The organism is Phreatobacter sp. GW821-FHT04C01 (assembly GCF_059420385.1).
The window spans coordinates 289,371-312,632 of record NZ_JBWKTP010000006.1 but is presented as its reverse complement, the minus strand read 5'-3'; the positions used below and the strand labels follow the sequence as shown (position 1 = coordinate 312,632).

At 67.4% G+C, this 23,262-nt stretch carries 21 protein-coding genes and 1 riboswitch; of the genes, 14 read left to right on the top strand and 7 right to left on the bottom strand.

Going from position 1 to position 23,262, the window contains the following annotated elements:
* Positions 1 to 55 precede the first annotated feature (55 nt).
* The 7 genes from lnt to AC07WJ_RS23545 all read left to right on the top strand — a co-directional run bounded on the left by lnt (position 56) and on the right by AC07WJ_RS23545 (position 7,618).
* Positions 56 to 1,660 carry an apolipoprotein N-acyltransferase gene (lnt, locus tag AC07WJ_RS23575; protein ID WP_494937106.1) on the top strand — a complete coding sequence of 535 codons (1,605 nt, stop codon included), beginning with the start codon at positions 56 to 58 and terminating at the stop codon, positions 1,658 to 1,660.
* Between the two features lie 211 nt (positions 1,661 to 1,871).
* Positions 1,872 to 2,291: a helix-turn-helix domain-containing protein gene (locus AC07WJ_RS23570; protein WP_494937221.1), complete on the top strand. Its 420-nt coding sequence runs from the start codon at positions 1,872 to 1,874 to the stop codon at positions 2,289 to 2,291.
* A gap of 290 nt (positions 2,292 to 2,581) precedes the next feature.
* Entirely contained in the window at positions 2,582 to 3,793 is a 1,212-nt protein-coding gene (gene metK, locus AC07WJ_RS23565) for a methionine adenosyltransferase (protein WP_494937105.1), read from the top strand.
* 94 nt (positions 3,794 to 3,887) lie between these two features.
* Positions 3,888 to 4,580, top strand: a complete 693-nt coding sequence (trmB, locus tag AC07WJ_RS23560; protein ID WP_494937104.1) for a tRNA (guanosine(46)-N7)-methyltransferase TrmB — start codon at positions 3,888 to 3,890, stop codon at positions 4,578 to 4,580.
* Between the two features lie 19 nt (positions 4,581 to 4,599).
* A complete protein-coding gene (locus tag AC07WJ_RS23555) occupies positions 4,600 to 5,577 on the top strand; it encodes a FecCD family ABC transporter permease (protein WP_494937103.1) in 978 nt (325 codons plus the stop codon).
* On the top strand, positions 5,574 to 6,344 hold the full coding sequence (locus tag AC07WJ_RS23550) for an ABC transporter ATP-binding protein (protein WP_494937102.1): 771 nt from the start codon (positions 5,574 to 5,576) through the stop codon (positions 6,342 to 6,344). Before AC07WJ_RS23555 ends, AC07WJ_RS23550 begins: the two co-directional genes overlap by 4 nt.
* A 101-nt stretch (positions 6,345 to 6,445) precedes the next feature.
* Positions 6,446 to 7,618 (top strand): M20 aminoacylase family protein, encoded by a 1,173-nt coding sequence (locus tag AC07WJ_RS23545; protein ID WP_494937101.1) that lies wholly within the window; start codon positions 6,446 to 6,448, stop codon positions 7,616 to 7,618.
* A gap of 52 nt (positions 7,619 to 7,670) precedes the next feature.
* Here AC07WJ_RS23545 and AC07WJ_RS23540 read toward each other — a convergent pair whose 3' ends face one another.
* Positions 7,671 to 8,702, bottom strand: a complete 1,032-nt coding sequence (locus AC07WJ_RS23540) for an LLM class flavin-dependent oxidoreductase (RefSeq protein ID WP_494937100.1) — start codon at positions 8,700 to 8,702, stop codon at positions 7,671 to 7,673.
* A gap of 269 nt (positions 8,703 to 8,971) precedes the next feature.
* On the bottom strand, positions 8,972 to 10,066 hold the full coding sequence (locus tag AC07WJ_RS23535; protein WP_494937099.1) for a 2'-deoxycytidine 5'-triphosphate deaminase: 1,095 nt from the start codon (positions 10,064 to 10,066) through the stop codon (positions 8,972 to 8,974).
* Positions 10,067 to 10,142: 76 nt separating this feature from the next.
* Positions 10,143 to 10,221: riboswitch (SAM riboswitch) on the top strand.
* Positions 10,222 to 10,326: 105 nt separating this feature from the next.
* Between AC07WJ_RS23535 and AC07WJ_RS23530 the strand changes: the two genes are divergently transcribed.
* Both AC07WJ_RS23530 and AC07WJ_RS23525 read left to right on the top strand, forming a co-directional pair.
* The gene (locus AC07WJ_RS23530; RefSeq protein WP_494937098.1) at positions 10,327 to 11,553 is read left to right on the top strand and encodes an O-succinylhomoserine sulfhydrylase; all 1,227 of its coding nucleotides are present in this window, start codon (positions 10,327 to 10,329) and stop codon (positions 11,551 to 11,553) included.
* Between the two features lie 75 nt (positions 11,554 to 11,628).
* Complete coding sequence (locus AC07WJ_RS23525; protein WP_494937097.1) at positions 11,629 to 12,708, top strand: quinone-dependent dihydroorotate dehydrogenase; 1,080 nt, start codon at positions 11,629 to 11,631, stop codon at positions 12,706 to 12,708.
* Between the two features lie 231 nt (positions 12,709 to 12,939).
* Here the strand turns inward: AC07WJ_RS23525 and AC07WJ_RS23520 are convergent, their stop codons facing one another.
* From AC07WJ_RS23520 to AC07WJ_RS23510, 3 genes are all read right to left on the bottom strand, one after another.
* Entirely contained in the window at positions 12,940 to 14,286 is a 1,347-nt protein-coding gene (locus AC07WJ_RS23520) for an MATE family efflux transporter (protein ID WP_494937096.1), read from the bottom strand.
* A gap of 117 nt (positions 14,287 to 14,403) precedes the next feature.
* Positions 14,404 to 15,291 (bottom strand): methylated-DNA--[protein]-cysteine S-methyltransferase, encoded by an 888-nt coding sequence (locus AC07WJ_RS23515; RefSeq protein ID WP_494937095.1) that lies wholly within the window; start codon positions 15,289 to 15,291, stop codon positions 14,404 to 14,406.
* A gap of 132 nt (positions 15,292 to 15,423) precedes the next feature.
* Positions 15,424 to 15,804, bottom strand: a complete 381-nt coding sequence (locus AC07WJ_RS23510; protein ID WP_494937094.1) for a VOC family protein — start codon at positions 15,802 to 15,804, stop codon at positions 15,424 to 15,426.
* A gap of 181 nt (positions 15,805 to 15,985) precedes the next feature.
* On the opposite strand from AC07WJ_RS23510, the gene AC07WJ_RS23505 reads away from it, so the two are divergent.
* Entirely contained in the window at positions 15,986 to 17,437 is a 1,452-nt protein-coding gene (locus tag AC07WJ_RS23505; RefSeq protein ID WP_494937093.1) for an NAD-dependent succinate-semialdehyde dehydrogenase, read from the top strand.
* Positions 17,438 to 17,802: 365 nt separating this feature from the next.
* Here AC07WJ_RS23505 and AC07WJ_RS23500 read toward each other — a convergent pair whose 3' ends face one another.
* Positions 17,803 to 18,267 carry a YbaK/EbsC family protein gene (locus AC07WJ_RS23500; protein WP_494937092.1) on the bottom strand — a complete coding sequence of 155 codons (465 nt, stop codon included), beginning with the start codon at positions 18,265 to 18,267 and terminating at the stop codon, positions 17,803 to 17,805.
* A 35-nt stretch (positions 18,268 to 18,302) separates the two neighbouring features.
* Positions 18,303 to 18,848 carry a DUF2244 domain-containing protein gene (locus AC07WJ_RS23495; RefSeq protein ID WP_494937091.1) on the bottom strand — a complete coding sequence of 182 codons (546 nt, stop codon included), beginning with the start codon at positions 18,846 to 18,848 and terminating at the stop codon, positions 18,303 to 18,305.
* Positions 18,849 to 18,870: 22 nt separating this feature from the next.
* Between AC07WJ_RS23495 and nth the strand changes: the two genes are divergently transcribed.
* The 4 genes from nth (at position 18,871) to AC07WJ_RS23475 (ending at position 23,255) form a co-directional block, all read left to right on the top strand.
* Complete coding sequence (gene nth, locus AC07WJ_RS23490; protein ID WP_494937090.1) at positions 18,871 to 19,629, top strand: endonuclease III; 759 nt, start codon at positions 18,871 to 18,873, stop codon at positions 19,627 to 19,629.
* Between the two features lie 124 nt (positions 19,630 to 19,753).
* Positions 19,754 to 20,899 carry a uroporphyrinogen decarboxylase/cobalamine-independent methonine synthase family protein gene (locus AC07WJ_RS23485; protein ID WP_494937089.1) on the top strand — a complete coding sequence of 382 codons (1,146 nt, stop codon included), beginning with the start codon at positions 19,754 to 19,756 and terminating at the stop codon, positions 20,897 to 20,899.
* 51 nt (positions 20,900 to 20,950) lie between these two features.
* Positions 20,951 to 22,177, top strand: coding sequence for an ABC transporter substrate-binding protein (locus AC07WJ_RS23480; RefSeq protein ID WP_494937088.1), 1,227 nt, complete (start codon positions 20,951 to 20,953; stop codon positions 22,175 to 22,177).
* A gap of 208 nt (positions 22,178 to 22,385) precedes the next feature.
* On the top strand, positions 22,386 to 23,255 hold the full coding sequence (locus AC07WJ_RS23475; protein WP_494937087.1) for a branched-chain amino acid ABC transporter permease: 870 nt from the start codon (positions 22,386 to 22,388) through the stop codon (positions 23,253 to 23,255).
* Positions 23,256 to 23,262 lie beyond the last annotated feature (7 nt).

The following is a 23,262-nucleotide window of genomic DNA, read 5'->3' as shown; positions in this document are numbered from 1 at the left end:
ACATGCTCTCGCGTCCTGCCGAATCGTCCCCGTCATCGCCCGGCAGCTCGCCCGGATGATTCCACGCGTCGCTCGCTCGATCATCCTGGCCTGGGGCTGGCGGCGCGCGGCGCTCGCCTTCGGTGCCGGCGCGCTCGGCGCGCTGGCCATGCCGCCCTTCGGGATTTTCCCGGTCCTGGCGATCAGCTTTCCGGTGCTCGTCTGGCTGCTCGACGGCGCCTCCGCGGCCGGTGGCCGCTGGCGCACGCTGCTTGCCGCCGCCCGCACCGGCTGGTGGTTCGGTTTTGGTTACCATCTCGCCGGTTTGTGGTGGATCGGCTCGGCCTTTCTGGTCGAGGCCGATCGCTTCGCCTGGCTCATGCCGGCGGCTGTCATGGCGCTGCCTGCCGGGCTCGCGCTGTTCACGGCGCTGGGCGCGGCTTTTGCGCGCCTGGTCTGGCGGCCGGGGGCCGGGCGCATCCTGGCGCTGGCGCTCGGTCTGTCGACCGCCGAATATCTGCGCGGCACGGTGCTGACGGGTTTTCCCTGGAACCCCTATGGCTCGGCGCTGACCCAATATCTCTGGCTCGCCCAGGCGGCAGCCCTTGTCGGGGTCCACGGCCTGACCCTGGTCGCCGTCCTGGTCTTTTCGAGCTTCTGCGTGCTGGGCGACGACCCGCGGGCAGGCTCGCGGCGTGTCGCGGTGCCTGCCGGCGCCGTGCTGGCGCTGATGTGCATGGCGCTCTATGGCGGCTGGCGGATCTCGACGACGCCGGTCGGCATCGTCGAAGGGGTCAGGCTGCGCATCGTCCAGCCCGACATTCCGCAGGACGACCGCTTCCGCGCCGAGTCGCGTGACTGGATCCTGGCCCGTTATGCCGAACTTTCGGACAAGGCCTCCTCGCCCGAACGCATGGGGATCAAGGATGTCACCCATCTGATCTGGCCGGAATCGGCCTTTCCGTTCTTCCTGATGTACGATCGCGAGGCGCTGACCCGCATCGCCAATCTGATCCCCGAGGGCACGACCCTGATCACCGGCGCCGCGCGGGCCGATACGCCGTTGCCCGGCCGGCGCCTGCCGCGCGTGTTCAACTCGGCTTATGTCATCGACCATCAAGGTGCGATCACCAATACCTATGACAAGGTCCACCTGGTCCCGTTCGGCGAATATCTGCCGTTTCATGACCGGCTGGAGGCCATGGGGCTGGAGGCGATCACGCGCGTGCAGGGAGGGTTCTCATCCGGCGATCGTCGCCACACGATCGACCTGCCCGGCGCGCCGCCGGTCGGTATCCTCATTTGCTACGAGATCATCTTCCCCGGCGAGGTGACGGCGCCCGATCGGCGCCCCGGCTGGCTGCTCAATATCACCAATGACGCATGGTTCGGCTTCACGCCGGGTCCCTATCAGCACATGCACCAGACCGTGGTTCGCGCCATCGAGGAGGGGCTGCCGGTGGTGCGTGCGGCCAATAACGGCATATCGGCCGTCATCGACCCGCTCGGCCGGGTGGTCCGGTCGCTGCCGCTCGGCGCGCGCGACGCGCTGGACGCGGAATTGCCCGCCGCCTTGCCGCAAACCGTGTTCGCGCGGGCGGGTCACGTGCCGCTGGGTGTCGCCTGGGTCGGGTTGTTGCTGGTTGTACTACGTCGACGGGGAAAAAATCGGCAAATTTGATCGTTTACTACCTCTGAAGAATGTTTTGAGTGCCTTGTACGGTGATGCATTATTGGCCATAACGCGATTGTGGATAGCGGAGGTTGTGATTGGTCACTACCGGGGCAGGTGGTACCATCATCCCTCTCGCGTCTAATCCGCGCGCATGCAATCCACGCCGGGGATCGGCGGCGTGTCCAGCAGTGGGTGGTGGGGGTACGGAGTAAATCGTATGATCAAAAAGGCACCGAACCCGATCGACAAACATGTCGGCAGCCGTGTTCGCATGCGTCGCATGATGCTGGGGATGAGTCAGGAAAAGCTCGGTGAGCGTCTCAGTCTGACATTTCAGCAAGTTCAGAAATACGAGAAGGGGACCAATCGCATCGGCGCGAGCCGGCTGCAGCAGATCTCGGCGATTCTGTCGGTCCCGGTGTCGTTCTTCTTCGAGGGAGCACCGTCCGGTGAGCCCGGTCCCGACGGCGGCTTCCAGGAGACCACCGGCGGCGCGTCCTATGTCGCCGATTTCCTGTCGACCAGCGAAGGCCTGGCGCTCAACCGCGCCTTCATCCGGATCAAGGATGCCAAGGTTCGCCGCAAGGTCGTCGATCTCGTCAATGCCATTGCAGGCGAGGACCCCGTCACGCCCTGACGCTGGGAACGCCTTCCCGATTCGTAAGGCCGCATGGTTCGCTGAAGGTCGCGCTCGCGCGCCTTCCGTTCTTTTTTGCGAACGAATCGGCCTTTTTGACGTTTTCGGGCTTGACCGTCGGACAACCTATTGCCAGAACCTCGCCCGCTCGGGATTTGTTGCCATGTGCATCATCCTGGGCGGCGGCGCCTCGCTGAGGGTGCGGTCAAGGATCCCGGTTCACGGCGCCACCGACGCGACGGCGCCTCGTTTCGCTTAAACCGCGAGACATTGCCTCTGGAGGACGTTTCGTGTCCCGCAGTTCCTATCTCTTCACGTCGGAGTCCGTGTCCGAAGGTCATCCGGACAAGGTTTGCGACCGCATCTCCGACGAGATCGTCGATCTGTTCTTCAAGGAGGCCGCCAAGGCCGGCCTGCCGGCGTCCCAGGTCCGTGTCGCGGCGGAAACGCTGGCCACCACCAATCGCGTCGTCATCGCCGGCGAGGTGCGCACCAACCTGACCGAGAAGCAGATCAAGTCGAAGGTCAAATCGGCGGCCCGCAAGGCGATCAAGAACATCGGCTACGAGCAGGACGGCTTCCACTGGAAGAAGGCCAAGATTGACGTTCTCCTGCATCCGCAGTCGGCCGATATCGCCCAGGGCGTCGATGAGACTGGCAACAAGGATGTCGGCGCCGGCGACCAGGGCATCATGTTCGGCTATGCCAGCCGCGAGACCCCGGAACTGCTGCCCGCCCCGATCTATTACGCCCACAAGATTCTCGAAGACCTGACGATCGCCCGCAAGAAGGGCGAAGGCCCGGCCGCCAAGCTCGGCCCGGACGCCAAGAGCCAGGTCACCATTCAGTATGAGGACGGCAAGCCGGTCGGCGTCACCCAGATCGTGCTGTCGACTCAGCATCTCGACGAGACGCTGACCTCGGCCGACGTGCGCAAGATCGTCGAGCCCTATATCCGCGCGACCCTGCCGGAAGGCTGGATCTCCAAGGACACCGTCTGGCACGTCAACCCGACCGGCAAGTTCGTCATCGGCGGCCCGGACGGCGACGCCGGCCTCACCGGCCGCAAGATCATCGTCGACACCTATGGCGGCGCGGCCCCCCATGGCGGCGGTGCCTTCTCCGGCAAGGATCCGACCAAGGTCGACCGCTCGGCCGCCTATGCCGCGCGCTACCTCGCCAAGAACGTCGTCGCGGCGAAGATCGCCGACCGCTGCACGATCCAGCTGTCCTATGCCATCGGCGTCGCCAAGCCGCTGTCGATCTATGTCGACCTGCACGGCACCGGCCGCAACGGCGTCGACGAAGCCAGGCTCGAGAAGGTGCTCGGCGAGGTTCTCGACCTGTCGCCGCGCGGCATCCGCGAGCATCTCGGCCTCAACAAGCCGATCTATGCCAAGACCTCGGCCTATGGCCATTTCGGCCGCAAGCCCGGCCGCGACGGTTCCTTCTCCTGGGAGAAGACCGATCTCGTCGCCAAGCTGAAGGAAGCGCTGGCCTGATCGGGCCGCACCTCCGCGTTCTCTGCGAAGGGGGCCCTCGGCCCCCTTCGTCATATCCAGGGTCCGGATCGTCGGACCGCCCGGACCACCGATGATGAGCGACGAGATAAGACTGGCGGGGCAGGGCTCGTTCTTCGGACGGCGCAAGGGCAAGGGCCTGCGCGCGCATCAGACCGACCTGATCGAGACGCTGCTGCCGCGCCTGGTTGTCGACCTCTCCGCGCCGTCCAGGCCCGAGACCCTGTTTGCCGGGGCCATCGACGGCGTCGTGCTGGAGATCGGCTTCGGCGGCGGCGAGCACCTGGTGCGGGAGGCGCTGGCTTTTCCGCGGCTCGGCTTCATCGGCGTCGAGCCCTTCGTCAACGGCATGGCCAAGATGCTCGCCGAGATCGAGCGCAAGGCGATCGGCAACGTCCGCCTCCATACCGGCGACGGTGCCGATGTCCTGGCCTGGCTGCCGGAGGCGAGCCTCGATCTGGTCTACCTGCTCTATCCCGATCCCTGGCCGAAGACCCGTCATCACAAGCGCCGCTTCGTCTCCGACAAGACGGTCGCCGCGATCGCGCGGCTGCTGAAGCCCGGCGGCGAATTCCGCTTCGCCACCGATATCGACCACTATGCCGCGTGGACGCTGGAGCGCCTGATGCGTTCGCCATCCTTCGTCTTCGCCGCCGAAAGGGCCAGCGACTGGACGACGCCCTGGGTCGGCTGGGAATCGACCCGCTACGAGGCCAAGGCGCTGCGCGAGGGCCGGAAGCCGTGCTATCTGACGTTCCGGCGCGTGTGAGCCGCCGCCGGAATCGCGCGTGACATCCATCCTCGTCCTGGTCTGCTTCGTCCTCGCCGGCCTGTCGCTCCTGGCGGGGCCGGTGGCGCTGTCGCCGCTCGACGTGGTCTCCGGCCTGTTCGGCGGCGACACGACCGCCGCCATCATCGTCACCGAGATCCGCCTGCCGCGCACCTTGCTGGCCCTGATGATCGGCGCGACCCTGGGCCTGGCCGGGGCGGCGTTGCAGGGCCTGGTGCGCAACCCGCTGGCCGAGCCGACCTTGTTCGGTGCGCCGTCGGCTGCGGCCTTCGCGTCGGCGGCCATGCTCGGCCTCGGCGGCGCGTCGGTCTTGTCCTATTGGCTGCCGGTCGCCGGCATGACCGGCGCCTTTGTTTCGGTGGCCGCCCTGCTGCTGGTCGCGGGCCCCCATGCCAGCCTCACCATCCTGCTGTTGGCCGGCATCGCGCTTGCCAGCCTGTTCGGCGCCGGCACCGCGCTCGTCCTCAACCTCGCGCCCAATCCCTTCGCGGCGCTGGAGATCGCCTTCTGGCTGCTGGGTTCGCTCGAAGACCGCTCCTTCGTCCATATCGCCCTGGCCGGTCCCTTCCTGGCGGCCGGCGCCGTGCTGCTGATCTCCCAGGCCAAGGCCTATCGGGCGCTGACGCTCGGCGAGGAGGTGGCGGCGAGCCTCGGCATCCATCTCGGGCGCGCCCGCATCGTGGTCGCTCTCGGCCTGGCCTTGGGGGTCGGCGCGGCGGTGTCGGTGACCGGTGCCATCGGCTTCGTCGGGCTGGTTGCACCCCATCTGGTCCGGCGCGCGGTCCATGCCGATCCGGCGCGCATCCTGCTGCCGGCGGCGCTTGCCGGCGCGGCGCTGCTGACCGCCGCCGATATTCTGGCACGGCTCATTCCGGCGACCACCGAGATCAAGACCGGCGTGATCACGGCGCTGATCGGCGTCCCCTTCCTGCTCTGGCGCATCTTCGGCGAGCGGCGGCTGGAGGCGGGGGCATGAAGGGACTGGCCTTGGACGGGGTCGGCGTCAGGCTCGGCCGCAAGTCGGTCGTCGAGGCGCTATCGCTCGACGTTGCCCCGGGGACCTTCCTGGCCATTATCGGCCCGAACGGGGTCGGCAAGACCAGCCTCGTCAGGGCGGTCGCCGGCCTCCTGCGCGCCGAGGGCACGATCAGGCTCGACGGCGTCGACCTGGCGCGTCTGCCGGCACCGGCGCGGGCGCGCCGCCTCGCCTACCTGCCGCAGCGCGCCGACGTCGCCTGGGCCCTGCCGGTGCGCGATGCCGTGGCGCTCGGCCGGCTGCCGCATGGCGACCCGTTCGGCCGGCCGAGCCTGGCCGACGGCGAGGCGGTGGCGCGTGCGCTCGACCGGCTCGATCTCGCCGGTTTCGCCGACCGGCCGGTCACCGAGCTCTCCGGCGGCGAAAGGGCGCGGGTCATGCTGGCCCGCGTTCTGGCGACCGAAGCCCAGGTCATCCTGGCCGACGAACCGACGGCGGCGCTCGATCCGGCGCAGCAGCTCGGCGTTCTCGCGCTGCTGCGCGAGCTCGCCGGGGCCGGCGGCATCGTCGTGGCGGTGCTGCACGACCTGGCGCTGGCGGCGCGATTCGCCGACCGCATCGCCGTGATGGATGCCGGCCGGCTGGTCGCCGAGGGGCCACCCGCCGCGGTGCTGACCGAGCGGCTGCTGGCCGACGTGTTCCGGCTCGACTGCACCTTCGTCGAGATCGACGGGCGTCGAGTGCCGGTGCCGACGGGCCGCACCTGACGCTGGTCACGCCGCCGCGCGCAGGTGGCATTCGCCGCGCGGGGATTGGCATTCGCCGGCCGGCGGACCAGACTTCGGCCGACATTTGCCGGAGCTGTCTCATGCCGAGCCTTGATGCCCTTGCCGCGCTGACACCTGAGATGACCGAGTGGCGCCGCGATTTCCATGCCCATCCCGAGATCGGCTTCCAGGAGGTGCGCACCAGCGGCATCGTCGCGGAGAAGCTCGAGGCCTGGGGCCTGGAGGTGCATCGCGGCATCGGCCGGACCGGGGTGGTCGGCGTGCTGCGCGGCCGGCCCGGCAATCGCAGCCTCGGCCTGCGCGCCGACATGGACGCCCTGCCGATGCCGGAGCTGAACGACTTCGCGCATCGCAGCACCCATGACGGCGTCATGCACGCCTGCGGCCATGACGGCCACACCACCATGCTGTTGGGGGCGGCCAAATATCTCGCCGAAACCCGCAATTTTTCCGGCACGGTCAATTTCATCTTCCAGCCCGCCGAGGAAGGGCTGACCGGCGCGGCCGAGATGGTCAAGGACGGCCTGTTCCGGCGCTTTCCATGCGATGCCGTCTACGGCATCCACAACCTGCCCGATCTGCCGCTCGGCACGGTGGCGGTGCGCGAAGGCACGGTGCTGGCGGCGGTCGACTATTTCAGCATCATCCTGCGCGGCAAAAGCAGCCATGGCGCGCAGCCCCATGCCGGCCTCGATCCGCTGCCCGGCGCCATGCAGCTCTACGGCGCCTTGCAGTCCTTGATCAGCCGGCGGGTCGACCCGCATGACACGGCGGTGCTCAGCGTGGCGCAGATTCATGCCGGCACGTCCGACATCGTCATCCCCGAGACCGTCGAGCTGCGCGGCACCATCCGCACGCTCAAGCCGGCGACGCGCAAACGCATGGACGAGCTGTTCCACCAGGTGGTGGAGGGCACCGCCGCCGCCCATGGTCTCGGCGTGACGCTCGACTACAAGCGTTCCTATCCGCCCACCATCAACACGTCGGAGGAGGCGGCGGCCGCGGCCGCGGCGGCCGTGGATGTCGTCGGGCCCGAGCTGATCCGGGGCGATTTCCCCTCGCTCACCGCCGGCGAGGACTTTTCCTACATGCTGCAGGAGGCGCCCGGCGCTTTCCTGCTGTTCGGCCAGGCCGATGGTGAGCGCGGCCGGGTGCCGGTGCACAATGGCCGCTACGACTTCAACGACGACCTGCTGCCGATCGGCGCGAGCTTCTTCGCGCGCCTGGTCGAGCGCGAACTGGCCGGCGCCTGACCGACCACGGCGGGCCCGACGACGGGTCGGGCCCGGCCGCGGCCGGCCGGTTTCAGGCCAGCATGTCGCGCACCAGCGGCATCACTTTGCTGCCGTAGAGCTCGACACTGCGCATGAGCTTTTCATGCGGCAGCGGACCGGCGCTGTATTTGAGGCTGAAGCGCTGGATGCCGAGCGCCTTGGCGGTCGCGGCGATCTTGGCGGCCACGGTCTCCGGCGAGCCGACATAAAGCGAGCCCTGGCTGGCCTCCTGCTCGAACTCGGCCCGTCCCATTGGCGGCCAGCCGCGCTCGGCGCCAATGCGGTCGCGCATGCGCTTGTAGTCGGGCCAGAGCTCCTCGCGCGCCTGCTCGTCGCTGTCGGCGATATAGCCGGGCGAGTGGACACCGACGGGCAGCACGGGCTTTTCGAGCTGGCCGAGCGCGCGATGGTAGAGCTCGACATAGGGTTTGAAGCGCTTGGGATCGCCGCCGATGATGGCGAGCATCAGCGGCATGCCGTAATGCGCCGCCCGGATCACCGATTCCGGACTGCCGCCGACACCAATCCACGTCTTGAGTGGTCCGGCTTCCACCGGGGGGAAGACGCTCTGGTTGGTCAGCGGCGGCCGGATCGTGCCGCTCCAGGTGACCGGCTCCTGCGCGATCAGGGCCGCGAAGAGGTCCAGCTTTTCCTCGAACAGCGTCTCGTATTGGTCGAGCTGGTAGCCGAACAAGGGGAAGGACTCGGTAAACGAGCCGCGCCCGAGAATGACCTCGGCGCGCCCGTTCGCCGCGGCGTCAAGGGTCGCGAAGCGCTGGAACACCCGGATCGGATCATCCGAGCTCAGCACCGTGACCGCCGAGCCGAGCCGGATCCGGCTGGTGCGGCCGGCGATCGCCGCCAGCACGACTTCGGGCGCCGATACCGCGAAATCGGCGCGGTGGTGCTCGCCGACGCCGAAAAAGTCGACGCCCAGCTGATCGGCGAGGACGGCCTCGTCGATGACGTTGCGGATGACCTGGGCATGCGGCAGCAGGGCGCCGTCGGCCCCTGTGGTGACGTCGCCGAACGTGTCCAGCCCGAATTCGAGATGCTGTGCCATGCGGCTCCCTGTTTTTGTTGATCGCTGCCGCCGGTCCTGGCGAGGCAGGTTCGCCCGCGGCGTCCGCCGCAAATCCGCGACGCCGGGACTATCGGCATCGCTGGCGCAATATTGGGGGGCGCATGTCCTGGCGGAAGGGTGGGGCGCCGACGTCAACGGTGCCCCGCGTCCGGCGTTGCCGAGGCTGGCAAAGCGCCGAACGGATCGCCATATCGCCCGCCCGGCCGATATGGCGGTCGCGATCGGTGCGGACGGCGTGTGCCGCGGTCTTAGCGGAAGTGCTTGGACAGCTTCAGGCCCTGTGCCTGGTAGTTCGACCCCTGCTCGCCATAGAGGCTGCGCGGCGTCGCGGTCATCCGCTCATAGACCAGGCGCGCGACGATCTGGCCATGTTCCAGGATGAACGGCACTTCGCGCGAACGCACCTCGAGCACGGCGCGCGCGCCGCGTCCGCCGGCCGCGGCGTGGCCGAATCCGGGATCGAAGAAGCCTGCGTAATGGGCGCGGAATTCGCCGACCAGGGGATCGAACGGCACCATTTCGGCGGCATAGGCCGGTGGCACCACCACCGCCTCCTTGGAGGCGAGGATATAGAACTCGTCCGGGTCGAGGATCATCTCGCCCTTGCCGCGCGCCTGGATCGGCTCCCAGAAGTCGAGCACGTCGGCCGCCGCCTTCTTGTCGACGTCGATGACGCTGGAATGGCGCTTGGCGCGATAGCCGAGCAGGCCGCCCCAGGCTTCCCCCATCAGGTCGATCGACACCGCGATGCCGCCCGGTCCGACGACGGCCGCCTCCGTGTCGACCAGGCGCTCGGTTGCCTGCAGGGCATGGATCTCGTCGATCGAGAGCTCGGCCCGGCCGCGCCGGAAGCGGATCTGCGACAGCCGCGATCCCGTGCGCACCAGCACCGAAAAGGTCTGCGGCGACACCTCCAGATAGAGCGGGCCCTCATAGTCGGCGGGGATGGTGTCGAAGGCCTGTGCCCGGTCGAGGATGACGCGGGTGAACACGTCGAGCCGGCCGGTCGAGCTCTTCGGATTGGCGGTGGCCGAGATGCCGTTCTTGAGCGCGACCGCTTCCAGGAGTTCGACCAGGTAGACGCAGCCGGTCTCGAGCACGGCACCGCGGGTCAGGTCGATCTCGTGCAGGGCCAGCGATTGCAGGCGGTCGACCACCGTGGTGTTGGGGCCGGGCAGGAAGCTCGCGCGAATGCGATAGGCGCGCGTGCCGAGCCGAAGGTCGAGGGAGGCCGGCTGAACCTGATCGGCATCGAGCGGCCGGGCGATCCGGATCGCGCCGGATGCCACCAGGGCTTCGATGGTCTGGGCCGGCAGGATGCCCGCCGTCATGTCCTGATCCATGCATCAATCCCCGACGAACGAATCGTTCGTCAAAACGAACAAAATACTTGACGCGTTCACCCGCCCTGCTTACCACGCTTAGCACCGTGGAGATTTGGCCGGTCGGCTTGCGGACCACGTTAAACACTTCGCTAAAAGGCCGGGCGCGCGGGATCAACCCGGCCCTGGCTTTTGCTGGGCCGGGTTTTGTTTTTTAAGGGGACAAGTCCCCTTGGGGGCTCTCTCCCGGAGCCCCGGAGAAGGCGCCGAAGGAAGCCGTGATGAAAAAGCCGTTCGATCCCGCATCCGCCCGTCCCGCCACCCGCCTCGTCCACGGCGGCACGCTGCGCTCCGAATTCGGCGAGACGTCGGAAGCCCTGTTCCTGACCCAGGGCCACGTCTATGCCACCGCCGAGGAGGCCGAGGCCCGCTTCAAGGGCACCGAGCCCGGCTTCATCTATGCGCGCTTCTCCAATCCGACCGTCGGCATGTTCGAAGACCGCATGGCGCTGCTGGAAGGCGCGGAAGCCGCCAAGGCGACCGCCACCGGCATGGCGGCGGTCAATGCGGTGCTGTTCGGCCAGCTCTCAGCGGGCGACCACATGGTCGCGGCGAAGGCGCTGTTCGGCTCCAACCGCTTCATCATCGAGACCTTGCTGCCACGCTTCGGCGTCACCTCGACGCTGGTCGACGGTGCCGACCTCGCCCAGTGGCAGGCCGCGGTGAAGCCGAACACCAAGGTGTTCTTCCTGGAAAGCCCGACCAATCCGACGCTCGAGGTCTATGACATCGCCGCGATCTGCGCGATCGGCAAGAAGACCGGCATTCGCACGGTGGTCGACAATGTCTTCGCAACCCCGCTGCTGCAGAGCCCGCTCAAGCTCGGCGCCGACTGCGTGATCTATTCCACCACCAAACATGTCGACGGCCAGGGCCGCTGCATGGGCGGCGTCATCCTCGCCTCCAAGCAGTTCATCGCCGACCATGTCTACCAGTACCTGCGCCAGACCGGCCCGGCGATGAGCCCGTTCAACGCCTGGGTCATGCTGAAGGGCCTGGAAACGCTGCATGTGCGGGTCGAGCGCCAGACGCAGAACGCGGCCAAGGTCGCCGACGCCCTGGCCGAGCTGCCGGGCGTTTCCCGCGTGATCTATCCCGGCCGGCCCGACCACCCGCAATACGAGCTCGCCAAGCGCCAGATGCGCGGCGGTTCGACGCTCGTCGCCTTCGAGGTCGAGGGCGGCAAGCAGGGCGCCTTCCGGGTCGCCAATGCGCTGCAGATCATCCGCATCTCCAACAATCTCGGCGATGCCAAGAGCCTGATCACCCATCCGCCGACCACCACGCACGACCGGTTCACCCCGGCCGAGCGTGCCGAAATGGGCATTTCCGACGGCCTGCTGCGCCTGTCGGTCGGGCTCGAGGATCCCGACGATCTGATCGAGGATCTGACCCAGGCGGTGCATTCGCTGGTCTGGCCGAAAGAGGCCAAGCTCGTCCGGCTGTGAGATATTGACCGCTGGGGGCGCGCTGCGCATGCGCGCCCCTTGCGATCCGCCGGGCGGCAATGTCAAAGGAAGCGCATGACGCTGCTCTCCTTCGCCTCCCGCCTTGCCCAGCCGCTGCTGCTCGCGACCGATCCCGAAACCGGCCACCAATTGGCGGTGACGGCACTGAAGACCTTGCCGGTGCCGCGTTGCGGCGCCGATGACCGGCGGTTGGCGGTTTCCGCCTTCGGCTTCGATTTCCCCAACCCGGTCGGGCTCGCGGCAGGCTTCGACAAACATGCCGAAGTGCCCGATGCTTGCTTGCGGCTCGGCTTCGGTTTCGTCGAGGTCGGCGGCGTCACGCCGCTGCCGCAGGTGGGTAATCCCAAGCCGCGGCTGTTCCGCCTGGTGCCGGATCAGGCCGTGATCAACCGTTACGGACTGAACTCGGACGGTGTCGATGCGGTGGCCGCAAGGCTCAGGCGTCGCCAGGGTCGGCCCGGCATCGTCGGCGTCAATATCGGCCCGAACAAGGAAACGACCGACCGGATCGCCGATTACGGCCTGCTGGTGGAAAAGCTGGCGCCCCACGTCTCCTATCTCTCGGTCAACGTCTCCTCGCCCAATACGCCGGGCTTGCGCGACCTGCAGCAGGCCTCCTTCCTGGACGAGGTCCTGGCCCGTTCGATCGAAGCCCGCGACAAGGTCGCGCCGGGCCGGCCGGTGCTGGTCAAGATCGCGCCGGACCTGTCGCTTGCCGGTCTCGACGACATGGTCGCGGTTTGCCGCAAGCGCCGGGTCGACGGCATGATCGTGTCCAATACGACGATCGAGCGCGCGGCGAGCTTGCGCGACCAGGCGACGGCCAAGGAGGCCGGAGGCCTTTCGGGGGCGCCGCTGTTCGATCGCTCGACCCGCATGCTGGCCGAGACCTATCGCCGGGTCGAGGGCCAGTTCCCATTGGTCGGCGTCGGCGGCATCGCCTCGGCCGACGACGCCTTCGCCAAGATCGCCGCGGGCGCCACCGTCGTTCAGCTCTATTCGGCCATGGTGTTCAAAGGGCTGAGCCTGGTCGCGGATATCAAGGCCGGCCTGGTTCACCGGCTGAAACGCGAGGGCCTTGATTCCATCGCCGCGGCTGTCGGCACCAAGGCCGGCGAGTGGCAGCTTAGCTAGTATCGTTGCACTGTGATTTTGACCGGTTGATTCTGGTGCAATAATGCGTGGATATCAGGGACGAGCCCGGGCAAGACGATGTGTTGACCTCGCTGTGTGCAGGGCCACGGCGCCGCTTCTGCTCTCGGCCGATCCAGCTCCTGTCGCGCCAAGGACAATTCTCGTCTTGCTCGGGCATGTCCCTGATATCCACGAATTGTCGGCACCGAAATCAGCCCTGTCGCAGTGGTCCTAGCCGGGTGGCGCGCCGAAGGTCCGGCGCACCATGCCGGGATAGGCGAGCCACTGGTAGAGGCCACGGCAGGCCTGGAAGACCAGGAAGGCGATCCACAGGCCGCTATTGCCGTAACCGGACAGAAGCCACCAGGCGGCGATGAAGGTGGCGAAGGCCGCCACCATGCAATTGCGCATGGCGGTGGTCCAGGTCGCGCCGATGAACACGCCGTCGAACAGAAAGGCGATGACCCCGGTGAACGGCGTCAGCGCCGCGAAGATCAGGTAGTTCCGCGCTTCGGCGCGCACCGCCTCGGCGCTGGTGATGACGTCGATGGCCCAGGGGCCGCCGGTATAGAACAGCAGCGAGGCGCCGGTGCCGAAAGTGACGGCCCAGATCGCCGAGAGCGCGACGGCACGCCGGAACGCCGTCTCGTCCCTGGCACCGACCGCCTGGCCGCCGAGCTGTTCGGCGGCGGTGGCGAAACCGTCGAGGAAAAAGGCGACGACGCCGACCAGGTTCATCAGGATGGCATTGGCGGCCAGCACCGTGTCGCCGCCGACCGCGCCCTGGCGGGTGAAGAAGGCAAAGCCGGTGACCAGCGCCGCGGTGCGGATCATGATGTCGCGGTTGATCGCGATGGTGCGGATCAGCTTGGGCCTGTCGAACACGACGGCACGCGCCACGCCGAAACGGCCGCCGAGCAGTTTCAGCACCACGGCGAGCCCGACCAGGGCGCCCGAGGTCTCGGCCAGCGCATTGGCGGTCGCGGCACCGGTGACGCCGAACCCGAGCACGGTGACGAACAGCACGGTCAGCGCCATGTTGACCAGATTGATGGCGACCTGCAGCATCAGGCCGGTGACCGTGCGCGCCTGGCCGATCAGCCAGCCGAGCACCGCGTAATTGATGAAGACGGCGGGCGCCGACCAGATCCGCACCGAGAAATAGAGGTCGGCCGCCTCGTTGACGGCCGCCGAGGCACCCATCAGCCTGAATGCGGCGAACGAGATCGGCCGCTGCAGCAGGACCAGCGCGCCGCCGCAGACCAGCGCCATCACCAGGGCGCGGGCGATGACCGCGCGCCGCTCGGTATCGTCATGGGCGCCGAGCGCCTGGGCGGTCAGCCCGATCGTGCTCATGCGCAGGAAGACGAAGGCCCAGAACAGGAAGTCGAACACCACCGCGCCCAGCGCCACGGCGGCCAGCAGGCGGGTCTCGCCGAGCTGACCGATGGCGGTTGCGCTGACGATGCCGAGCAGCGGCGTCGTCACATGGGCGAAGATCATCGGCACCGCGATGGCGAGCACGCGCCGATGGGTGACGGTGGGGGCCGGCAGGGCCGGAGATGAGGAGGCGTCCATGCGCCCCTTCTAGATCAAGTTCACCGGCGCTGGATACCGGGCCGGGTGAAGATAATCCTATATAACAACAGGATAGCGTTATTCCGCGGGCACGCGATCAGCCGAAGCGGCCCTGCGTCAGCCCATCTTGCCGGCCTCCCAGCCGAGCATGGCCTGCTTGCGTGTCAGTCCCCAGTGATAGCCGGTCAGCGCACCCGAGCGGCCGAGCACCCGATGGCAGGGCACGACGAAGGAGATCGGGTTCTTGCCGACGGCGGCGCCGACGGCACGCGCCGCGCTCGGCTTGCCGATATGGCTGGCGATGGTCGAATAGGTGGTCGCCTTGCCCATAGGGATGCGCAGCAGCGTCTCCCAGACGCGCACCTCGAAATCGGTGCCGATCAAGACCACCCGCAGCGGCTGGTCGCCGGCCCAGGCGGCGGGATCGAAGATGCGCTCGGCGAAGGGCTCGGTGACGGCCGGGTCCTGGCGAAAGGTGGCGCGCGGCCAGCGGCTCGTCATGTCGGCGAGCGCCGAGGGCTCGCCGCCGGCGTCGCAGAAGCCGAGGCCGGCCAGGCCCCGGTCGGTGGCGAGGACGACGGCCCTCCCGAAGGGCGAGGGGTGGAAGCCATAGGCCATGGCGATGCCGGCGCCGCCGGACTTGTAGTCGCCCGGCGTCATCGCCTCGTGGGTGACGAACAGGTCGTGCAGCCGGCCCGGGCCGGAATAGCCGACCTCATAGGCGGCATCGAGCACGGTCGCCTCGTCGCGCAGCAGGGCGCGGGCGGCATCCAGCGTAATCGCCTGCAGGAAGTCCTTCGGCGTCAGGCCGGCCCAGCGCCGGAACAGGTGGTGCAGATGGCCGGCCGACAGGCCGACATGCTCGGCCATTTCCTCGACGCTCGGCTGGCGCCGCCAGTGATCGGTGATGAAGGCGAGCGTCCGGCGCACGATTTCATAGTCGTCGGCCGCCTCGGTGAGGCGAATCGGAATGCCGTGTTTTTCCAGTTGAACGACGTTGAGCATGATCGACTCCGCAATGTCTCGGGATCGCTATCCGTTTGGGACTCAATGTGGGGCCTGGCGCGCGATCAAACCACCCGTTTCCTCTTGTCGCTCCGATTTCGCCCGAGGCGTCCTGGGTCGTTTCGACCGGCCTCAGGCGTTCGGTGGAAAGGTCACGGCTTCGATCTTGTTGCGATCGAGATCCAGGATGAAGGCGCCGAAATAGCTGGTCATGGTGGCTTGTCTGGGACCCGGCAGGCCGGAATCGCTGCCGCCGAGGCTGGTCGCCGCGGCGTGGAAGGCGTGTACCGCCGCTTCGTCCGGCGCGCGCAGGCAGACATGAGCGCCAGGGTCGCCTTCCGCGGCCGCATGACCTTCGCGCAGGTTCAGCCACAGTTCCGGATAGCGCTTGCCGAAGCCGACCGATCGCTCGCGCGTCACCAGGCGGGTCAGCCCGAGCGGCGCCAGCACCCGATCGTAAAAGGCGGCCGCGCGGGCGAGATCATGCACGGCGATCGAGACGTGATCGATCATGGCGGGAATCTCCTTCGTCGCAACCCAAGGCGTAAGCCTGATGATGCCGATCGACCGGCACGCGGTGCAATCCGTCAGGCGGAGGACGTCTGGTTCCGCCATCCAGGCGGCGCAGCGATGAGCAAACATGGCTGGGCGGCGCCCGCGGAATGGGCGAGAATGGCGCTACAGGAGATCCGACATGACCAGCAAACTCGCTTTTCAACATGAAGCCGCCTATGTCGACGGCCGGTGGATCGGCGCCGACGACGCCAAGACCTTCGATGTGCGCGACCCCGCCACCGGCGAGAGGCTCGGCACGGTGCCGGCCTGCGGCAAGGCGGAGACCGCGCGCGCCATCGCGGCGGCCGAGGCGGCGCTGCCGGCCTGGCGTGCCAAGACCGCCAAGGAACGTGGCCAGATCCTGCACCGGCTCGCCAATATCATCGAGCAGAATGCCGAGGCGCTCGGCACGCTCCTGACCCGCGAGCAGGGCAAGTCGCTGGCGGAAGCCAAGGGCGAGGTCAATTTCTCCGCCGCCTATGTCCGCTGGTTCGCCGAGGAAGCCCAGCGTGTCTATGGCGACGTCATTCCCTCGCCCTGGCCCGGCCGTCGCATCCTGGTCACCAAGGAGCCGGTCGGCGTCGTCGGTGCGATCACGCCGTGGAATTTTCCGTCCTCGATGATCGCCCGCAAGCTCGGCCCGGCGCTTGCCGCCGGCTGTACCATCGTCATCAAGCCGGCCTCGCAGACGCCTTATTCGGGGCTTGCCTGGGGCGAGCTGTGCGAACAGGCCGGCATTCCCGCCGGTGTCGTCAACGTGCTGACCGGCTCGGCGAGCGCCATCGGCGGTGAATTGATGGACAATCCGCTGGTGCGCAAGATCACCTTCACCGGCTCGACGCCGATCGGCAAGAAACTGGTCGAGCAATCGGCCAAGACGCTGAAGAAGGTGTCGATGGAGCTCGGCGGCAATGCGCCCTTCATCGTCTTCGACGACGCCGATGTCGACCGCGCCGTCGAGGGTGCGATGATCGCCAAATACCGCAATTCCGGCCAGACCTGCGTTTGCACCAATCGCTTCCTGGTCCAGGCCGGCATCCATGACAGCTTCGTCGCCAAGCTCGCCGCCGCCTCCGAGGCGCTCAAGATCGGTAACGGCCTGGAGCCGGGCGTGCAGCAGGGGCCGCTGATCGACGAGAAGGCGGTCGAGAAGGTCGAGGAGCACATCAAGGACGCGCTCGGCAAAGGCGCGAAGGTCGTGACCGGCGGCCATCGTCACCGGCTCGGCGGATCGTTCTTCGAGCCGACCGTGCTCACCGGCGTGACGCCCGACATGGTGGTCGCCCGGGACGAGACCTTCGGTCCGCTGGCCCCGGTGTTCAAGTTCGACACCGAGGATCAGGCGGTCCGCATGGCCAATGACACCGAGTTCGGCCTTGCCTCCTATTTCTACACCCGCGACCTCGCCCGGGCCTTCCGGGTCGCCGAAAATCTCAAATACGGCATGGTTGGCATCAATGAAGGCCTGATCACCACCGAGGTGGCGCCCTTCGGCGGCGTCAAGGAATCCGGAATGGGCAAGGAAGGCTCGAAATACGGCATCGAAGACTATCTCGACGTCAAATATCTCTGCGTCGGCGGCCTCGGCTGAGCCAGGCTTCGGGATGAGGTCCGGGGGCGTCGTCATCGCCTCCGGACGATTTGCTCAAGCGGAAGGGAGGGGCCGCCGCAATGATGACGGGCGGAGCGGCTCCGGCTCACGCTCTACGTCATCCCCGGCGAGCCCGAAGGGCGAGGGAAGGGGATCCAGGGGCGGCTCGGACGTACGATGGCGCTGCAATATTCCCGGTCCAAACGAAGCTGAGAGCGCAGGTGCCGCTGCCCCTGGACCCCCTTGCCCTCGCTTCGCTCGGCCCCGGCAAAGCAATTGCTTTGCCTGGGGGTGACGTAGGCGATTCACTGGCAGGCGTTCTGCCGCCTGTGGCTGCCCGACCGCACCAGACCCGACCGCTCAGCTCATTCCTTGACGTCCTCGATCCGGCCCTTGCTGACCCGGACGAGGTCGGTGAAGCTCGTCCGGAACACCTCGTTGGGCGATCCGGCCGCCGCCCAGATCGGGTCGAGGGCCGCGAGATCCCGGTCGATCAGCACCAGGGGTTCGGTCAGGTGGCCGAGCGGCGCGACGCCGCCAATGGCAAAACCCGTCACCATGCGCACCCAGTCGGCGTCGGCCCGTTTGATCGGGCCGCCGACAAGGGTTGCGACCTTCGCCTGATCCACCCGGTTGACGCCCGAGGCGACCACCAGCACCGGCTGCTCTCCGGTCCTGAGCACGATCGACTTGGCGATCTGGGCCACCGTGCAGCCGATCGCGGCCGCGGCTTCCGCCGCGGTGCGCGTGCTTTCCGGGAAGCGGAGCAGGTCGCCGTCATGACCATGGCTCGCCAGGGCGGCCTTCACCCGTTCAACCGAACTCGACATGCTGGGGATCCTTCATGAGATCAGGGCCACGCGTTCTAGGCGAAGGTGGTGCGTGTCGGGCCGCGCTTGGCCTCGGCCAGCGCTATCCGCAGCGCCTTGCCGAAACCCTCGCGCTCGACCGGCGGCAGGAAGGTGGCGATGTCGAGCTTGTGCCGGCCGGAATCGAGCGTCAGGCTCATCACCTGGCCATCGTCCTCGTCGACGACCTGGGTCAGCCGGGTCCAGGCCGTGTTGAAGCGCCATTCACGTGCGCGGCCGTGATAGCTCACCTTGCGCACGCGGATCTCGACCGGTGTCACGATCACCTCCTCGAAGGCGCGCGCCTGGCGGAAATTGGTCCGGAAGGCGACATAGACCAGCGCCACGTCGATGCCGAGGAAGGGCAGGACCGGCCAGGCGCCGACCAGCGAAAACACCAGGGCGGCGGCCAGATTGAGGCCGGTCACGGCCGCCATCACGGCCATGAAGCCGCCCTGGCCGAGCGAGCGGTGCGGCGTCAGGATCGCGGCGAACAGCGGCGGCTCGTCGTCCGCCGGCCTGTAACCGATCGAATTGCCGGATGTCGGGTTGCCGGTTGTCATGAGGCCGCATTATAGGACGGCCATGGCCAAGCGTTCCACTCACAGTTCCGAACCGGCTGGATTGCCCGCGGCGCGCAAGCGTCCGGCCAAGGCCATCGCCAACATGGCCGCCGCCAAGGCCGCCGCCAAGCGTCGCAAGCGCGACGGCCTGACGCCGGCGGAGATCCAGGCGATCTTCTTCCGCTTCCATGCCATCGATCCGGAGCCGAAGGGCGAGCTCGAAAGCGTCAATGCCTATACGCTGCTGGTGGCCGTGGCGCTGTCGGCGCAGGCGACCGACGTCGGCGTCAACAAGGCGACGCGCGCGCTGTTCCAGATCGCCGATACGCCGGAAAAGATGGTGGCGCTCGGCGAAGAGAAGCTGATCTCGCACATCAAGACGATCGGCCTCTATCGCAACAAGGCGAAGAACGTCATCGCGCTGTCGGAGAAACTGATCGCCGAGCATGGTGGCGAAGTGCCGGCCGACCGGGACGCCCTCGAGACGCTGCCCGGTGTCGGGCGCAAGACCGCCAATGTCGTGCTCAACATGGCTTTCGGCATTCCCACCATTGCCGTCGACACCCATCTGTTCCGGGTCGCCAACCGCACCGGGCTCGCCCCCGGCAAGACGCCGCTCGCCGTCGAGCTCGGTCTCGAAAAGGTGGTGCCCGACGCCTATCGGCTGCATGCCCATCACTGGCTGATCCTGCATGGCCGCTACGTCTGCAAGGCGGCCAGGCCGCTCTGTCCGAAATGCGTCATCAAGGACATTTGCCGTTTCGAGCAGAAGACGGCCTGATTTGCGCCGCCGCCTCGCGGCCGGGCGCCGGTCTCCTGCGCCGAAACCGCTCTTGCTCGTTCGTCGCGGCTCTGCTGAGACTTGGCCGCAAGACAAAGAACAGTTTCGAGGAAGTCTGGGGATCATGACGGCAGTTTCAACGCTCAAAGCGGCGCGTGTCGATCAGGTCGGCTCGTTCTTGCGGCCGGAGGACCTGAAGGCGGCCTTCCTGCGCCATGCGCGCGGCCAGCTTTCGAAGGAACAGCTCGTCGCGGCCCAGGACGCGGCGGTCGCCGAGGTTCTGGCGCGGCAGCAGGCCCATGGCCTGCCTTTCGTCAGCGACGGCGAGTTTCGCCGGCTCAACTGGCAGGTGAGTTTCTCCGATGTTTCGGGCTGGGACCTCTGGTCCGGTTCCTGGGCCCAGTTCCTCAAAAGTCCCGACAATCTCGGCCAGGGCGAGCATCACAACGAGAAGGGTGCGGACGCGGTGCTGTCGTTCCGCACGCCGGCGACCTCGAAGCTGAAGCTGGAACGGAGCTTTCCGCGGAGCGAGCTCGACTTCATCCGGAGCGCGACCGAGACCCCGGCCAAGATCACCCTGATGGGACCGGACCGGGTCTGCCAGATGTGCGACATCGAGGGCTCGAAGCCGCATTACGCCGACGCCGACGCCTTCCTCGCCGATGTCGTGGCGATCCAGAAGGCCATGGTGGCCGACCTGGTCGAGGCAGGCGCCGCCTATGTCCAGATCGACGAGCCGAGTTTCACCGGCTATGTCGACCCGGCGACGCTCGAGCGCATGGCGGCGCGCGGCGAGGACCCCTTGAAGAACCTGCGCCGGGCGATCGAGGCCGACAACCAGGTCATTGCCGGCCTTGCCGGCCGGGCCGTGTTCGGCCTGCATATCTGCCGTGGCAACCGCGCCAGCATGTGGCACCGCGAGGGCAAATATGACGGCATCGCCGAGATGGTGTTCGGCGGCCTGAACTATGATCGGCTGCTGCTCGAATATGACAGCGAGCGGGCAGGCGGCTTCGAGCCGCTGCGCTTCGTCGCAAAGGGCACGGTGGCCGTGCTCGGCCTGATCACCACCAAGACCGGCAAGATCGAGACGGTGGATGAACTTCGCCGTCGACTCGACGAGGCCGCGCGCTATATCGATCTGGATCAGGTGGCGCTGTCGCCGCAATGCGGCTTCGCCTCGGGCATTGGCGGCAATGCGCTGTCCGAGACGGAGCAGTGGCGTAAGATCGACGTGATGATGGAAACGGCACGCCGGGTTTGGGGCTGATCAGGGCTGCGGCAAGTCGGTCCTGCAGCGACTATTGGGAGGATAGGGCCTATGAGTTCGAAGACGACTTTCACCCGCCGCACGGTTCTGGCCGGCGCCGGCGCGGTTCTGGCGGCGCCTGCGGTGGTCAAGGCGCAGGCGCAGACCCTCAAGATCGGCGTGCTGCTGCCGCGTTCGGGCTTTTTCGCCCAGGCCGGCCAGAGCATGCATCGCGGTGCGCTCGCCGCCCCGGCCGTGCTGGCCGAGCTCGGCTACAAGGTCGAGCTCGTCCATATCGACACCGAGTCGAATGCCGACGTCGCCCGCACCCAGGCCGAGCGCGCCATCAATGACGGCTGCCATGTGCTGACCGGTGCTTTCGATTCCGGCCACACCCTGGCGATCGCCCAGGTCACCGAGCAGCGCCAGGTGCCCTTCGTCATCAATATCGCGGCCGCTCCGCAGATCACCGAGCAGGGCTACAAATATCTGGTCCGCAACTTCCAGACCGGCGGCCAACTGGTCACCAACGGCCTGCGTCTGATCAAGGACGTGATGGACGCGAAGAACGTCAAGCTGGAGACCGCGGTCTTCCTGCACGCCAACGACACCTTCGGCACCGCCCAGCGCGGCGCCATGGACGCGATCTATCCGCGCGTCAATCTGCCGATCAAGCTGGTCGAATCCATCGCCTATGATCCGCGGGCCCAGGACCTGGCGGTCGAGGTCACCCGCATCCGCGCGCTCAACCCCGACCTGATCATGTGCGTCACCCGCGCCTCCGACGCGATCAAGCTGGTGCGCGACATGGTGCGCCAGCGCTTCGAGCCGAAGGCGATCATCTCGCCCGGCTCGCCCGGCTTCTACGACGAGGAGTTCTACCAGGCGCTGGGGCCGCTGTCCGACTTTGTCATGTTCGGCCTGCCCTGGGTCAATCCGAAGGCGGCGATGTCGCAGGCCTTCGAGAAGTCCTTCGCCAAGGCCAATCCGAACAATCGCTTCGCGGTCGACAGCTTCAATGCCGGTTTCACCTTCGAGGCCCTGCTGGTCGCCGCCGACGCCTTCAAGCGCGCCGGCACCACCGAGGGTGCCAAGCTGATGGAAGCGGTGCGTGCGACCAATATCGCCGAGCACGTGATGATCGGCGGCCCGATCCAGTTCGACGCCAAGGGCCAGAACCCGAATATCGGCTCGGCCCTGGTGCAGAACCAGAAGCGCGTGCCGACCGTGGTGCTGCCGAAGGACGTGGCGCTGGCCGAGCCGGTGCTGCCGATGCCCGGCTGGCAGGGCCGCAGCTGATCCGGACGGGGCGGGCCCATCGGGCCTGCCCCGGCCGCATTCCGGTGTCGCCGGCAGGCGCGTGAGCGCGGCAGGCCGCCGTGCCGCGCTTGTCCTTTCGTCGCACTGCCGTCCCGCGGGTTGCCGAAGCCGGCCGGGCGCGCTAGTTCCCTCGGCATCATCGGCCTTTCCGCCTCTTTCCCGCGTCCTCACCCCCGAACCCCAGCCCATGCTCTGGTCGCTTTATGGAAACGTGCTCGTCCAGGGCATCCTCACCGGCCTCGTCTATGGCCTGATGGCGCTTGGGCTGTCGGTCATCTTCGGTGTGGTGCGGGTGGTCAATTTCGCCCATGGCGAATTCGCCGTCGTCGCGATGTATGCGGCCTTCGTGCTGTTCCAGCGGTTCGGCCTCGACCCGTTCCTCAGCATGTTCCTGATCGCCGGGGGCTTCTTCGCGCTCGGCTATGGCCTGCAGCGCACCTTGATCAATCCCTTTGTCGGCCGCCCAGACCATGAGCAGTTCATCCTGCTGGTCGGTCTCGCCATCATCCTGGTCAATGGCCTCCTGATGATTTTCGGGCCGGACGCGCGCAACGCCAACCTGCCTTATTCCTTCGACAGCTGGCTGATCGGCCCGATCATCGTCGACAAGGTGCGCGCCTATGCGGCGGTCGCGGCGCTGGCCGTCTCGGGTTTGCTGTTCTGCTTCTTCCGCTTCACCACGACGGGCGTGGCCATTCGCGCCTGCGCCGACAACCTGGTGGGCGCCGCCGTCGTCGGCCTCGACGTCAAGAAGCTCTATGCGCTGACCTTCGGCCTGGGCCTTGCCTGCGTCGGCTGCGCCGGCGCGCTGATGGTGACGCTGACCGACGCCACCCCGATGATCGCGCCGGGCCTGACGCTGCTCGCCTTTACCATCGTCATCATTGGCGGCATGGGCTCGATGGTCGGTGCCCTGGTCGGCGGCCTGCTGATCGGCATCGTCGAGGCCCTGGCCTCCGTCGTCATCGCTCCCTCGATGAAGACCATGGTCTCCTTCGGCCTTCTGGTCCTGGTCCTGGCGCTGCGCCCGCAAGGGCTGATGGGCAAGACCCGATGAGATCAGG